This window comes from Sphingobium sp., from assembly GCF_048594625.1.
GTDB lineage: Bacteria > Pseudomonadota > Alphaproteobacteria > Sphingomonadales > Sphingomonadaceae > Sphingobium.
This window is the reverse complement of sequence record NZ_JBMDWL010000003.1, coordinates 16,478-28,877: the sequence shown is the minus strand read 5'-3', so window position 1 is coordinate 28,877 and position 12,400 is coordinate 16,478. Positions and strand designations below refer to the sequence as shown.

Annotated in this window: 16 protein-coding genes; 10 read left to right on the top strand and 6 right to left on the bottom strand. The window is 65.1% G+C overall.

The window, feature by feature from the left end; translation table 11 throughout:
* A partial coding sequence (locus tag ACOJSJ_RS00230) for a PH domain-containing protein (RefSeq protein ID WP_420142971.1) occupies window positions 1–321 on the top strand: 321 nt, incomplete at its 5' end.
* Between the two features lie 151 nt (window positions 322–472).
* Window positions 473–1,174 carry a hypothetical protein gene (locus ACOJSJ_RS00225; RefSeq protein WP_420142970.1) on the top strand — a complete coding sequence of 234 codons (702 nt, stop codon included), beginning with the start codon at window positions 473–475 and terminating at the stop codon, window positions 1,172–1,174.
* Here ACOJSJ_RS00225 and ACOJSJ_RS00220 read toward each other — a convergent pair.
* From ACOJSJ_RS00220 to ACOJSJ_RS00210, 3 genes are all read right to left on the bottom strand, one after another.
* Window positions 1,171–1,725, bottom strand: a complete 555-nt coding sequence (locus ACOJSJ_RS00220) for a GDYXXLXY domain-containing protein (RefSeq protein WP_420142969.1) — start codon at window positions 1,723–1,725, stop codon at window positions 1,171–1,173. The genes ACOJSJ_RS00225 and ACOJSJ_RS00220 overlap by 4 nt on opposite strands.
* Window positions 1,722–2,879 (bottom strand): DUF2157 domain-containing protein, encoded by a 1,158-nt coding sequence (locus ACOJSJ_RS00215; protein ID WP_420142968.1) that lies wholly within the window; start codon window positions 2,877–2,879, stop codon window positions 1,722–1,724. Before ACOJSJ_RS00215 ends, ACOJSJ_RS00220 begins: the two co-directional genes overlap by 4 nt.
* A gap of 259 nt (window positions 2,880–3,138) precedes the next feature.
* Window positions 3,139–3,633 (bottom strand): Lrp/AsnC family transcriptional regulator, encoded by a 495-nt coding sequence (locus ACOJSJ_RS00210; protein ID WP_420142967.1) that lies wholly within the window; start codon window positions 3,631–3,633, stop codon window positions 3,139–3,141.
* Window positions 3,634–3,687: 54 nt separating this feature from the next.
* Here ACOJSJ_RS00210 and ACOJSJ_RS00205 point away from each other — a divergent pair, with 54 nt between their 5' ends.
* From ACOJSJ_RS00205 to ACOJSJ_RS00170, 8 genes are all read left to right on the top strand, one after another.
* Window positions 3,688–4,734 carry a DMT family transporter gene (locus ACOJSJ_RS00205; protein ID WP_420142966.1) on the top strand — a complete coding sequence of 349 codons (1,047 nt, stop codon included), beginning with the start codon at window positions 3,688–3,690 and terminating at the stop codon, window positions 4,732–4,734.
* Between the two features lie 44 nt (window positions 4,735–4,778).
* A complete protein-coding gene (gene crcB, locus ACOJSJ_RS00200; protein ID WP_420142965.1) occupies window positions 4,779–5,165 on the top strand; it encodes a fluoride efflux transporter CrcB in 387 nt (128 codons plus the stop codon).
* A complete protein-coding gene (locus tag ACOJSJ_RS00195) occupies window positions 5,162–6,517 on the top strand; it encodes an RluA family pseudouridine synthase (RefSeq protein WP_420142964.1) in 1,356 nt (451 codons plus the stop codon). The genes crcB and ACOJSJ_RS00195 overlap by 4 nt, the downstream gene beginning before the upstream one ends.
* Entirely contained in the window at window positions 6,514–7,131 is a 618-nt protein-coding gene (locus ACOJSJ_RS00190) for an FMN-binding negative transcriptional regulator (RefSeq protein ID WP_420142963.1), read from the top strand. Before ACOJSJ_RS00195 ends, ACOJSJ_RS00190 begins: the two co-directional genes overlap by 4 nt.
* The gene (locus tag ACOJSJ_RS00185; RefSeq protein ID WP_420142962.1) at window positions 7,128–7,787 is read left to right on the top strand and encodes an HAD-IA family hydrolase; all 660 of its coding nucleotides are present in this window, start codon (window positions 7,128–7,130) and stop codon (window positions 7,785–7,787) included. Before ACOJSJ_RS00190 ends, ACOJSJ_RS00185 begins: the two co-directional genes overlap by 4 nt.
* Window positions 7,784–8,059, top strand: a complete 276-nt coding sequence (locus ACOJSJ_RS00180) for a hypothetical protein (RefSeq protein WP_420142961.1) — start codon at window positions 7,784–7,786, stop codon at window positions 8,057–8,059. Before ACOJSJ_RS00185 ends, ACOJSJ_RS00180 begins: the two co-directional genes overlap by 4 nt.
* The gene (locus ACOJSJ_RS00175) at window positions 8,056–8,766 is read left to right on the top strand and encodes an ATP12 family chaperone protein (RefSeq protein WP_420142960.1); all 711 of its coding nucleotides are present in this window, start codon (window positions 8,056–8,058) and stop codon (window positions 8,764–8,766) included. Before ACOJSJ_RS00180 ends, ACOJSJ_RS00175 begins: the two co-directional genes overlap by 4 nt.
* 143 nt (window positions 8,767–8,909) lie before the next feature.
* The gene (locus ACOJSJ_RS00170; protein WP_420142974.1) at window positions 8,910–9,647 is read left to right on the top strand and encodes a hypothetical protein; all 738 of its coding nucleotides are present in this window, start codon (window positions 8,910–8,912) and stop codon (window positions 9,645–9,647) included.
* Window positions 9,648–9,839: 192 nt separating this feature from the next.
* Here ACOJSJ_RS00170 and ACOJSJ_RS00165 read toward each other — a convergent pair whose 3' ends face one another.
* The 3 genes from ACOJSJ_RS00165 to ACOJSJ_RS00155 are packed head-to-tail and all read right to left on the bottom strand — an operon-like array spanning window position 9,840 to window position 12,361.
* Window positions 9,840–10,523: a murein L,D-transpeptidase catalytic domain family protein gene (locus tag ACOJSJ_RS00165; RefSeq protein ID WP_420142959.1), complete on the bottom strand. Its 684-nt coding sequence runs from the start codon at window positions 10,521–10,523 to the stop codon at window positions 9,840–9,842.
* A gap of 52 nt (window positions 10,524–10,575) precedes the next feature.
* On the bottom strand, window positions 10,576–10,890 hold the full coding sequence (locus ACOJSJ_RS00160; protein WP_420142958.1) for a hypothetical protein: 315 nt from the start codon (window positions 10,888–10,890) through the stop codon (window positions 10,576–10,578).
* A 7-nt stretch (window positions 10,891–10,897) separates the two neighbouring features.
* Complete coding sequence (locus ACOJSJ_RS00155) at window positions 10,898–12,361, bottom strand: L,D-transpeptidase family protein (protein ID WP_420142957.1); 1,464 nt, start codon at window positions 12,359–12,361, stop codon at window positions 10,898–10,900.
* Between the last annotated feature and the right edge of the window lie 39 nt (window positions 12,362–12,400).

Below are 12,400 nucleotides of genomic sequence, written 5' to 3'. Positions count from 1 at the left end.
TTGCTGCTGCTATCGGTCGTGGGCATCATCGCGATCGGCATCTGGTGGATCATGCACAAGGGCGAACGGCTTGCCCTGAGCGAACGGGATGTGTTGATGGAGCGCGGCCTTCTGTCGAAACAGCGCACCGAAATCGCGCTGACCAGCATCCGATCGGTGCGCATCACCCAGACTTTGGGACAGCGGATTTTCGGCGTCGGCCATGTCGAATTGTTCAGTGCAGGCGACGTAGCGGAAATTGCGATCAAGAATATGCCGCGCCCCGACCGCATCCGGGCCATCGCCGCCGCGCGCAACGTCGATTTGCTGCCGCAACGATAGAAGATTTCGTGCAGCCCCTTGACTTGGGCCGATTTATTTAAACGATAGGCTGAATGGGCAAGGGGCCGTCAGAGCCTCCATCAAGCAAGAGGACGCCATGTCAGGAACGTCCGTTCACACAGGGGTGAACGGCGGAGAAAAGGGGTCGTCCATGGTTGGCTTGCGAGTGATGCCGTCTTTGCCGGATTTGACGGCGGAGCAACGGGCGGACATCCGTCAGGCCTGCGGCTTTGCCTGTGTGCGATGCGGCGTGACGATTTACCGTTATCTGGGGCTGCCCGACGGGCCGGGCGCGACATTGCTGTGCCCGACATGCCATGGTCTGGTGGAAGAAGGGCGGCTGACCGCCACGCAGGTGCAGAGTTTCCATGCCAATCCGGTGGTGCGGCAACGCCATTTCGCGCGCGATCGGCTGCCTTTTTCGGCGGAGCTGCCGCAACTGATCGTCGGGGGATCGCGCCTGTTGCGCGATACGCCGATCCCGATCACGCTGGATGGCGAACCGATCCTGATTTTCGCGCCGCCCCGCCGGACCAACGGCGCCACACGGATCAGCGTCCGTCTGGGTACGCCCGAAGGTGTCGCGACGCAGATCATCGACGGAAATGAATGGAAGCCGGCCGATGGCAGCTGGCATTTCCTGCTGCGCGGCGACCGGTACAGCATGATGGCGTCGCGCGGCGACGGATTGTGCGTGCTGCGGATCGTGGCGCGCAACCGGATCGCGGTAGAGCATCTGCGCACCACCATCAAAGGCCGCCGGCTGGAAGTGACGCCCGACTGGCTGGAGATCGACGGCAAACGCTATGTCGACCGGATCGGCAGCGGGACTTTGATCGGGCTGGAGCTTTAGAGCGAGGGCGCCGCCGCAGGGCGAGGGCGAAATTCCAGCGCGACCGGCTGCATCACGCCATCGGATCGCACCCGCACGCGGAGCATGCCCTGCAATTGCGGGTCGGCCAGCTGTTTCGTCAGGGTGAAGGCCTGTCCCTGCGGCACGTAGAATATGCCGCGTTCCAGCCCGCGCACTTCGCGACGGGTGCCCCGTGCGCCGCGAATGACGATGGCGCAGCCGGGGGACGTTGCCTGTGCGGAATGGCCTGACGCCTGGATAAGGGGGTGGACGGCCCGGATATGTGGTGCGGTGCCGTTAACGCATAGTGCGGCAGCATAGGCCGGGTCGCGATAATTCCGGTCATCCTGCGCCAAAGACGTCGGCCAGTCGTAACGATATTGCACATAATGGCCACGCAGCAGGTCGCGTGGGTCATAGCCCCGGATCGGGACCAGCCATTCCTGCCCCTGTTGCGACTGGCGATGGATCGTCGCCCAACTGGCGGCGAGAATGGCGACGGGCAGCAGCAAGGCGGCGGCAAGGCGCAGATGGGCGCGGAACATTGTCATGCTGCGTCCTCACGCGGTGGGGCATAATGGCGCGACAGGCGGATCGTGCCCCATGCGACGGCCAGCGCGAACAGCCCGGACAGGATCAGCCCGACGCCGCTGCCCAGCAGGTCGTCATTCAGTTCGAAGCTGAGGATGACGATGCGCAGCGCCACCAGAGCGACCGCGCACTGGAAGATGCGGCGCCAACTGGCATGGATGGCGGCAGCGGCGGCAGCGGCCCAGAGCAGGCAGAAGAGGAGGCTGCCGGTCCATGCGCGGGCTGCGCCATGCATGGCGGGGAGGAAGGCCTGCCCCAGATGCAGCGCGGCGGCGATGGCGATCAGTGCAGCGGTGGCGCGGCCCGATGGCGTGCGCCGGGCATGGACGATCATGGCGGCGGACAGCAGCATGGCCGCGGCATGGATGGCCAGACTGCCGGGCAGCGCGTCGGGATCGCCGTCCCAGCCATGGATCAGGATGAACAGGCTGACGGCCATCATGATGATCGTGACGCTCATCTGTTCCAGCAGGCGCCAGAAGGCCGGGCGATCGCTGATCCCGCGCATCCAGGCGGCAAGCCCCCCAACCAGAATCGGCGGGCAGGCGATCAACCCCCAATAGAGCGAAGGGTGGGGCAGGGTGGTGCGCCCGAACAGCCGCCAGGCATGGCCATATTCGTCGATATGGGACCATGTCGTGCCCAGCAGCCCGGCCATCCACAGGCCCGCGACCGGCCAGCCCCGCCCGTAAAGCAGCAAGAGCGGCGAAAAGAGCAGCATCCATGTCGCCAGCGGCTGCCACAGTGGCGAACTGGTCTGATAGACCTGTCCCAGATGGCCGAAGAAGGTGAGGCCCAGCGTCGCGAGCAGGAACAGCATTGCGTCGCTGACCTGATCGTGCAGCCCGCCCTTTGGCACACGCCACCAGATGGCCCCGGCCAGCGCCGCGATCAGGATCATATGGATGGCAAGGCGGATGGTGCCGGGGATCGCATCCCAATTGGCTGCGATCAGCGAAACGAGGCCAAGGCCGATGGTGAGCGCGCCGACGCCGATGACCGCCCATATGCCGATGGGGCGGCTGTGGGCGGCTTCCCATATGCGGATGCGGCCGGCCGTTTCGGCATCGATCAGCCCCGCCGCCTGCCATGCCCTGATTTTTCGGTCAGACATGGCCGACAGACTTAGAGCCTTTTCCCGGCACAGGGAATCCCTGATGCCGGGTGGATGAAGGGCAGCGGTAGAGGCCGGAGCATCGTGCGCGAAAGTGGGCACCGGTTTTGTGCAAGCTCGATGCGATGGAAAATCACAAGAGTATGCATCTTGCGTCAGATTTAACCCAGCGCGCTTCAGGCCGGGTGTGGACCGCGCACTTGTCGTTTTTCGACCAGGTTCGAAACGAACGGATGGGGGCGTGGCCGCATGTCATGGTTCAGCCTGCGTCCGGGATGACCAGTTCCATGCCCGCTTTTACCCGGCTGAGCGCCAGATAGCTGTGATAGCTGGCGACCGCTTCATTTTCGGCGAACAGGCGGCGGGTGGTCGCTTCGTAACTGCGCATGTCGGGCGCAACGATCAGCATGATGAAGCTGCGACCGCCGGTGACATAATAGCATTGCTGGACGTCGGGATCGCTACGGAACAGCGCCTTGGCCCGGTCGACCGTCGCGGCTTTTTCATCGATCAGATTGACCTCCACGATGGAGGTGACGCCAAGGCCCACGGCATCGGGATCGACGATGGCGACATTGGCCGCAATCACGCCGCCATGTTCCATCGCGGCGATGCGACGCTGCACGGCGGCGGTGGACAGGTTCACGGCCTGCGCGATTTTACGCTGGGGCATGCGATTGTCCCGTTGGACGATTCGCAGGATCGCCCGGTCGAAGGCGTCGAGTGCGCGACGGGAGGGGGATGGAGCAGCCATATATGAGTAATTGTTGCATTTGATGGCCCGATCAAGAGCATTATTCCCGGTGTCATGGTGATATTTATTGCCCCGACGAAGGCGGAGCGGGGCGACATGGGCGTGGACGGCAATGGAGCGGGATTGAACGGGACCGGCGCGAGCGGGCACGCCCTGAACAGTAGCAGGCTGGCGGGGATAGGGTTCGGCATTGGCGCGGGCGCCCTGTGGGGGCTGGTATTTCTGGCGCCCGAAGTGATCGGGGGTTTCAGCCCGATCGAACAGGCGACCGGCCGTTATCTGGCCTATGGCGCGATGGCCGCGATGCTGATCGCGCCGCGCTGGCGCAGGGTCGCGGCATTGCTGACGCCGCGCATCCTGTGGGCGCTGGCCTGGCTCGCGCTGGCCGGGAATCTGTTTTATTATATATTGCTGGCCAGTGCGGTGCAGATGGGCGGCATCGCCATGACGTCGCTGGTGGTCGGCTTCCTGCCGGTCGCGGTGACCATTATCGGCAGCCGGGAAGCAGGCGCGGTGCCGCTCCGCCGCCTTGCCCCTTCGCTGCTGCTGTGCGTGGCGGGGGCGCTGTGCATCGGCTGGCAGGCCGTCGTCATGCCGGGCAGCACGCCGGTCGAAACGCGGCTGGCCGGTTTCCTGTGCGCGGTCGGGGCGCTCGTTTCGTGGACGGCCTTTGCGATCGGCAATAATCACTGGCTGCGCCGGATGGGCGACATACCTGCGCAGGACTGGAACCTGTTGATCGGCCTTGCCACGGGATTGCAGGCGCTGGCGTTTCTGCCGGTGCTGTTCTGGCTGGGCGTGGGGCAGCATGATGCGGCGGCATGGGGGCGTTTCGCCACTGTCTGTATCGCTGTGGCCTTTCTTGCCTCCATCGTCGGCAATCTGCTGTGGAACCGTATGACACGGCTGTTGCCGCTGACCATGGTGGGACAGATGATCCTGTTCGAAACCGGCTTTGCGCTGCTCTATGGTTTCCTGTGGGAACGGCGGTTGCCGACCGGGCTGGAAAGCGTCGCCTTCCTGCTGGTAGTGGGCAGCGTTATCAGCTGCATCGCCGCGCATCGCCGACCCACTTCGGCCGAAGCGACGGTCGCCGCCTGATTGCGACCTTTCCCCTTTTGCGGAATCGCGATAGGGCGGGTTTCATGACCAACATGTTTCTTGTGATGGGCGGCGGCGCGGTCGGCGCGGCCCTGCGCTATCAGCTGGGCCGTTTCATCGGCCCCATGACCCCCGGCGCGACATGGCCCTGGGGTACATTCGCCGCCAACCTGATCGGTGGTTTCGCCATGGGCCTGCTGGCCGGATGGCTGGCGCGCGGCAGCATGGCATCGGGCGAACCGATACGCCTGCTGCTGGGCGTTGGCCTATTGGGCGGTTTCACCACCTTTTCCGCGTTCAGCCTGGAAACCATGCTGATGATCGAACGGGGTCAGGGGATGATGGCGATGGCCTATGCACTGGCATCGGTGGTCGGCGCGGTCGGCGCGCTGGCGCTGGGCCTGACGATCATGCGGAGTGCGGCGGCATGAAGGGGCGTCCTACCGGCAAGAGCGGCGGCGCAGGGCCGCGTGGCGGTAAGCCTGCGGGCGGGCGGTCTGCGGATCGCAAGCCGGGCGATCGCAAATCCGGTGCGCCCGCCGGCCGGGGTAAGCCAGCCGGCGGGCGCAAGGATGGCAAGCCCGCATTCAGGCCAAAGGCACCGGCCGCAGCCAAATCGGCCGCGAAACCCGTCGTCGCGTCGCAGGCAAAGCCTGCAAAGAGCAATCCGTCGAAGGGCGTATCGCTGGATGTACGACAGTATCGGGTGCATGCCGACGATGACGGTATTCGCCTCGACCGCTGGTTCCAGCGCCACTTGCCCGATGTCGGATTCAATCTGGTGTCGCGCTGGTCGCGGACGGGGCAGCTGCGCGTCGATGGCGCGCGCGCCGCGCCGGGCGACCGCATCGTCGAAGGGCAGATGATCCGCGTGCCCCCGGCCGAGGCGAAGCCCGAAGCGGAGGCGCGGCCAAAGCGTGTTCGCGTGATCGACCTGACGCCGGACGAAATCGCCTATGCACAGGATATGGTGATCCATCGCGATGCGCAGGCGATCGTCATCAACAAGCCGCCCGGACTGGCCACGCAGGGCGGGACCAAGACCGACGAGCATGTCGACAAGCTGTTGGACGGCCTGTTGTTCGACGCCGAATCGCGGCCCAAGCTGGTCCACCGGCTGGACAAGGATACGTCGGGCGCGCTGCTGCTGGCGCGGTCCAGCCGTTCGGCCGCGCATTTCGCCAAGGCATTTTCCAGCCGCACCGCGCGCAAGGTCTATTGGGCGCTGGTGATCGGTGTGCCGTCCATCGACGATGGCATGATCGAACTGCCGCTGGCCAAGCAGCCGGGCACCGGTGGTGAAAAAATGCATGTGGACGAGGAAGATGGGCTGCCGTCGCGTTCGCGCTATCGCGTGATCGAACGTGCGGGCAACCGCGCTGCCTGGGTCGAACTGCAACCCTATACCGGGCGCACGCATCAGCTGCGCGTGCATATGGCGGCCATCGGCCACCCGATCGTGGGCGACGGCAAATATGGCGGCAAGGATGCGTTCCTGTCCGGCACGATCAGTCGCAAGATGCACCTGCACGCACGGCGCATCCGCGTGGATCATCCCGATGGCGGGCGGGTGGACGTGATGGCGCAATTGCCGACGCATTTCGCCAACAGCATTCATGAACTGGGTTTCGACATCAACCTGGGCGACCTGCCACTGGACGACGAGATCGATCGGACCCCGACCCGCGAAGATGAAAAGCGCTTCGCCCGCCAGCACGCCAAGCAGGTTCGCAAGGATCGCAAGGGCGAACGCCGGTCGCGGGGCGGCGCGAAGAAGGGATGACGCCGGGCGCGCCCTATCGATGGCGGGACGAGGCGGCGATTCGCGATTTCGTGGCGCAGGCGGGTTTCGGCCTGCTGTGCGTCGCGGCGCCCGAACGGCTGCATGTCGTGCATCTGCCGCTGGTGTGGCTGGACGATCGGCGGATCGGCCTGCACATCCATTGCGCCAATCCGATCGTGCGCCATCTGGACGGGCAGGACGCGCTGATCGTCGTTACCGGCCCGCATGCCTATATCAGCCCCGACTGGTACGGCCTGCCCGACAAGGTGCCGACGTGGAATTATCAGTCCGCCGAACTGCGGGGGGCGATGACACGGCTGGACCATGATGCGACGGTCGCGCAGATCGACGCGCTGACCATCGAACAGGAACAGCGCCTGTCGCCCAAACCGCTGTGGACCCGCGACAAGATGACGCCGGGGCATTTCGACCGGCTGATGGCCGGGCTGGTCGGGTTCGCCATGCAGGTGGACAGCATGGATGGCACCGCGAAACTGGGGCAGGACAAGCCAGAGCAGGCTCGGATCGGCTTGGCGCAGGCGCTGGAAAACGATGGCGCGGCCGATCTGGCAGCGTTGATGCGGGCCACGGTCGGGCAGGAGGATGCGGCATGAGCAACCGGCTGGTCGTGTTCGATTGCGACGGCACGCTGGTCGACAGCCAGCACAGCATCTGCGCCGCAATGGCCCGCGCATTCGACGATGTGAAGCTGCCCCCGCCCAATCGTATGGCGATATTGGCGGCGGTCGGCCTGTCATTGCCCGTCGCCATGGCGCGGCTGTTGCCCGATGCGGAACCGGATTTCCACGATCATCTGACGCAGCGGTACAAGCTTGCCTTTCAGGCGATGCGCCGCGAACAGGGGGTGCAGGAACCGCTTTATCCCGGCATCGTCGATCTGGTGATGGAACTGGATGCGGCAGGATGGATGCTGGGGGTGGCGACGGGCAAGTCGGATCGCGGCCTGAACCTGTGCCTTGCCCATCACGGGTTGCTCGACCGGTTCGTGACGCTGCAGACGGCGGATCGTCATCCGTCCAAGCCGCATCCTTCCATGCTGCTGACCGCGATGGCGGAAGCGGGCGCCGAACCCGCCACCACCGTCATGATCGGCGATACCAGTTTCGACATCGCAATGGGGCTGGCGGCGGGGGTGCGCAGCATCGGCGTGGCGTGGGGCTATCATCTGCCGGACGAACTGATCGCGGCGGGCGCGCATGCCATGGCGATGGACAGCGCGCAATTGCGCGGCCATATCGGCGCGCCATGACCGACACGCCCCCAACATCGCCACCGCCCCCTTCGCCGCCGATCTACGCCGAAAAGGTCGCGCGCCAGCGCCATTTCGCCATTGGGCTGTTCCGCCTGTCAGGCGCCTTCCTCGTCATGTTCGGTTTCGTCGCCATCATGCAGCGATTTTCCTGGGTGCAGGGGAATAAGGCGAAGGCGTTCGGCGCGATCATGGTCGTGACCGGACTGTTCCAGTTCGTTATCGTGCCGCGCCTGTTGCTGGCGCTGTTTCGGCAGAGGCCGCCGCAATGAAGCGTTTTTATACCGATGTGACCGTCGCGGCGGAGGATGGCGGGTTCGCCATTCGTCTGGACGGCCGCCCGGTCCGCACGCCTGCGCGCGCGCCCCTGGCGCTGCCGACGGCTGCGCTGGCGCAAGCGGTTGCGGGCGAATGGCGGGCGCAGGGTGAAACGGTCGATCCGGCGTCCATGCCGATGACGGGCCTTGCCAATGCGGCGATCGATCATGTCGCGCCCGGTCCCACGACCTTTGCGGCGGGCGTGTTGCGCTATGCGCAGTCGGACCTGCTCTGTTACCGCGCGGACGGGCCGGATGCGCTGGTCGCACGGCAGGCGTCGGCATGGGAACCGCTGCTGGACTGGGCGCGGGCGCGCTATGGCGTCGACTTTGCGGTGACGCAGGGGATCATTCCCGTGCCCCAGCCCGACGAGACGCTGGCCCGTTTCGAAGCTGTAGTCGCGGCGATCGATCCCTTTACACTGGTCGGTCTTTCCACGCTGGTGACGCTCAGCGGATCGCTGGTCTGCGGCCTTGCGGTGGTGCAGGGCGATCATGATGCCGGGTCGGTGTGGCAGGCGGCGGAGATCGACGAAGCCTGGCAGGTCGAACAATGGGGCGAGGACGCGGAAGCGGCCGCCCGTGCCGTGCGCCGTGCCGACGACTTCGCCATGGCAGCGGCATTCTGCGCCCTGTGCAGCACTGTGAATAGCCGGACCTGAACGTTTAGGGGTGGAACTGGACGGCGTTTCGTTCATTCTGCCGCCAGCACGGGCAGGCTATGCCCGGCTTTCCCTTTCATGCAACGATGCAGGAGACATAGACGTTGGCCGCGACGTTCGCAAAATCCGTTCTGACCGCCCTGATGGTCGCCACCGCCCCCGTTCATGCGCAGCAGTTGCCCGACGCGCCGCCGCCCGAAGCCCCGCCGGTCGAAGAAGCGGCCACCGCTGAGGACGCGGCGCCAGTGGCGCGCGACCTGACATCCGCTGAAATCGCCGCCTTCAATCAGGCGGTGACGGACTTTGCCGCCGGGCAGGCCGCCCAGCAAAAGGGCGACAATGCAGCGGCCGTCGCCAAATATGACGCGGCGATGCCGGCCATCCGCACGGCGGTGGAGGCCGATCCGTCCAAGATGGACAATGTCAATTTCCTCGCCAATGCGCTCTATGCGCAGGCTGCGGCCTATGGTGCGTTGGGCCAGATGGATCGGGTGATCCCGATCTATGTGGAGGCCGTGCCCCATTGGCGCAAACTGGTGGAGGCCAAGCCCACCGACGTTGCCGGTCGCAATATATTGGCCGGTATCCTGATCCAGCTGGGCAACCAGAATCTGCGTGACCATGATCGCGGCGGCGCTGATCCCTTTTTCGAGGAAGCGGTGAAACTGGCGCGCCAGACCGTTGCCGATCAACCGGCCGATGCGGTCAGCAAAAATGTGCTGCTGTCCGCGCTGATCGGCGCGAGCCAGACGTCAGTGCAGGAAGGGATCGGCGACGAAGCTATCGGCATGGGTCAGGCGATGATAGCCGACGGATCGATCGACGCCACCAACAGGCCGCAGATCGAGACGATGACGGGCGCGGCTTTGGCCGGGGAGTGAGCCTGCAATAGAGCATGATGCGATCAGATTGAACCGGATCATGCTCTATTGCCGTTTTATTTTCCGAGTCAGCAGACGATGCCGCCCGCTTCGAAAATGCTCTACTGTCGAGAGCGGGTGCGCGCCGCTTCCCGACTGCGCTCGAAGCGAACGGGCCTTGAGACTTGGCCCATTTTGCCGGGCTGGCAGGGGTCAGCCGTTGCCGATCTTGTCGGCGTAGAGCATCCGGCCCGGACCCATCAGGCCCAACACCTGCGGCACCAGATGGGGGGCAACGGCAAAGCAGCCTTCGGACCGGCCGCATTTACCCCATGCGGCGACATGATCCTCGCTCACATAATCCGCGCCGTGGATGACGATCGCGCGCTGTTCCGCATTATTGTTCTGCGGATCGAGGCCGATCAGGCGCATCGACCGCCCATGCTGGCCGAAATACATGTCGCCCGTCTTGAACGCGCCAGATGAGCTGGCGAGCGAGTTGAATTCATTGGAAAAGCTGTGCAGCCAGCCCGAATGCGCCGGATCGGACCCCCGGCCATGGGATACCAGATAGCTGCTGGTCTGCCCGCCGATCAGGTCGACCACATGCATCCGCGCTTCCTTCGACGGTGCGTCGAAATCGACGATCGCCACCCTGTCGCGCAGGGCAAAGGCATCGGCGTGATGATCCAATGCCGCCTTGGCCCGTTCCAGCAGCGCAGCATAGGGTTTTTGCGCCACGGCGCGCGGGGTCGCGGGAACCAGCGCCGGATTTGCGGGTTCAGCGCCTGTCAGTGGGGCACCGGTTGCGGGAAGCGCGGCCCGACCCACGCTGTCCGACAGAAACGAAAAAGCGAGTCCGCTTAACGCGAACTTCGTAAAATTACGGCGATCCATTCGGCCGATATAGCAAAATCAGCGCCCCGGTCCAAGACCGGGGCGCCTGCCCTTATTGACCCGTCGTGCTCGATTCGTCCGCGGGCTGGCTCTGTTCGCCGCCTTCGGGCAGGCGGGACGTCATGCCGGTCGCTTCGGCATCGTCCATCATCTGCTGATGTTCGGAAATGCTGGGCGGCGGCGCGGCCGGAGTCGCGGCGGCATTATTCTGCACTTCGGGCAGCGGCGCTTCGGGTTCTTCGATGATCACATTTTCGACCGGCGGTTCGACCAGATTGTTGGTCGCGGCCGGTGCTTCATCTTCCTTTTTCCCGCAGGCGGAAAGGGCGAGGGCGGCGGTCAGGGCGATCAGGGCAAATTTGCGCATGGGGGCGTCAATCCTTCGATGCGAGGTTGGGGGATGGAGCAGCGGTCGGATCGACGCGGCTGCTGGAGGCTTCGATTTTCTGGGCGAGCAGCTTGTCCCAGCCATAGGGGTCGGCGCGGAAGCTGACGGTGCCGCTATTATTGGCGAAGGCCGTCCAGTAAAGCAGATAGACGGCCACCTGACTGGGCAGGGATACACGCTGCGTCTTGCCTTCGTCGATCAGCGTCTGGATCTGACCGTTCAGGTTCGGGTCGGCCGCGACCATCTGTTCCGCCAGCGCCACCGGCTTTTCCAGACGGATGCAGCCATGGCTGGCCAGCCGGTCATAGCTGGAAAATTTCCCGCGCGACGGCGTGTCGTGCAGATAGACGGCAAAGGGGTTGTTGAAGTCGAACTTCAACCGGCCGAGCGCGCTGCTAGGGCCGGCGGGCTGTACGATGCGTTCGCCGCCTTCGGGCGTCTTGACGATCTTGTACCCCTGTTTGATCAGCGTGGCGCGCCCCTTTGGGAAAAGTTCGCGCTTTGCGATCGACATTGGGACATTCCATGGCGGATTGACGACGATCGAATGGATGCTGGACGACAGCATCGGGGTCGCATTATCCGGGCTGCCGGTGACGGCGCGCATGGAGCTGACCGGCTGGTCGCCTTCGAACACGGTCAGGACGGCAGCGGCGATGTTCACCTGTACCCGATTGACCGGCAGGGTGCGGGGCATCCAGCGCCACCGTTCCATATTGGCCATGATAGCGGCGATGCGATCGTCCACGCTGACGTTCAGCGCCTCCAGCGTTCGCGCGCCAAGGCCGCCGGTGGGTTCGAGGCCATAGCGGCGCTGGGCGCGCTGGATCACGTCGACCAGCTTTTCATTGGGCGTGACGGCGGGGTCTTCCAGCGCGATGCGCGCGCGGACGACGTCGGGCGCGGACGATGCGGTCAGCGTCGGCCAGCCGCCCCTGTCACGAATGCCCTCATATTTGGCGAGGCCCTTGCGCAGCGTGTCATACCCCGCCCATGGAGGCGTAAGCGTGCCGGACCATTGGGCCAGCCGATCCTCGCTCACCGCCTTGGCGAGGCTAGGGCGCGGATCGAACGGAGCAGGGCGCAGCGCCCAGATGTTGAGGAAGTCGGCGGTGTCGACGCGACCGGTATTGAGCGCCTTTGCCCGGTCGATCAGGGCATTGACCAGAGCATCGCCGCGCAACGGGCCGCTGGCTTTCTGCCGGGCCATCAGCCCCTGCGCCGCGCCGCCCTTCAGCCAGTCATTGGCCCAGGCCTCCTGTGCCGGGGACAGGGCCGGGATGGGCACGGGCGGCGGCGGAACGGGAAGGGGCTGAACGGTCGGCGCGGGAACGTTCTGTACCGGCAGGGTGGGCGCGACGGCGGGTGGCGGGGTCTGCGCGGCAAGAGGGGTGAGGCCGACGGCGGACAGCGCCAGCAACGGGAAACGGATCATGTCGGGACGGTTCATGCTGGACCAGATAGCGCAAAGCAACTTAGGTTGGAATCG

What these genes read in the sequence shown, in the direction of transcription:
- ACOJSJ_RS00225 (WP_420142970.1), top strand. Translation starts at nt 473, where the DNA reads ATGGTTGGCTTGCGAGTGATGCCGTCTTTGCCGGATTTGACGGCGGAG.
- ACOJSJ_RS00220 (WP_420142969.1), bottom strand. Translation starts at nt 1,725, where the DNA reads ATGACAATGTTCCGCGCCCATCTGCGCCTTGCCGCCGCCTTGCTGCTG.
- ACOJSJ_RS00215 (WP_420142968.1), bottom strand. Translation starts at nt 2,879, where the DNA reads ATGTCTGACCGAAAAATCAGGGCATGGCAGGCGGCGGGGCTGATCGAT.
- ACOJSJ_RS00210 (WP_420142967.1), bottom strand. Translation starts at nt 3,633, where the DNA reads ATGGCTGCTCCATCCCCCTCCCGTCGCGCACTCGACGCCTTCGACCGG.
- ACOJSJ_RS00205 (WP_420142966.1), top strand. Translation starts at nt 3,688, where the DNA reads ATGGTGATATTTATTGCCCCGACGAAGGCGGAGCGGGGCGACATGGGC.
- crcB (WP_420142965.1), top strand. Translation starts at nt 4,779, where the DNA reads ATGACCAACATGTTTCTTGTGATGGGCGGCGGCGCGGTCGGCGCGGCC.
- ACOJSJ_RS00195 (WP_420142964.1), top strand. Translation starts at nt 5,162, where the DNA reads ATGAAGGGGCGTCCTACCGGCAAGAGCGGCGGCGCAGGGCCGCGTGGC.
- ACOJSJ_RS00190 (WP_420142963.1), top strand. Translation starts at nt 6,514, where the DNA reads ATGACGCCGGGCGCGCCCTATCGATGGCGGGACGAGGCGGCGATTCGC.
- ACOJSJ_RS00185 (WP_420142962.1), top strand. Translation starts at nt 7,128, where the DNA reads ATGAGCAACCGGCTGGTCGTGTTCGATTGCGACGGCACGCTGGTCGAC.
- ACOJSJ_RS00180 (WP_420142961.1), top strand. Translation starts at nt 7,784, where the DNA reads ATGACCGACACGCCCCCAACATCGCCACCGCCCCCTTCGCCGCCGATC.
- ACOJSJ_RS00175 (WP_420142960.1), top strand. Translation starts at nt 8,056, where the DNA reads ATGAAGCGTTTTTATACCGATGTGACCGTCGCGGCGGAGGATGGCGGG.
- ACOJSJ_RS00170 (WP_420142974.1), top strand. Translation starts at nt 8,910, where the DNA reads ATGGTCGCCACCGCCCCCGTTCATGCGCAGCAGTTGCCCGACGCGCCG.
- ACOJSJ_RS00165 (WP_420142959.1), bottom strand. Translation starts at nt 10,523, where the DNA reads ATGGATCGCCGTAATTTTACGAAGTTCGCGTTAAGCGGACTCGCTTTT.
- ACOJSJ_RS00160 (WP_420142958.1), bottom strand. Translation starts at nt 10,890, where the DNA reads ATGCGCAAATTTGCCCTGATCGCCCTGACCGCCGCCCTCGCCCTTTCC.
- ACOJSJ_RS00155 (WP_420142957.1), bottom strand. Translation starts at nt 12,361, where the DNA reads ATGAACCGTCCCGACATGATCCGTTTCCCGTTGCTGGCGCTGTCCGCC.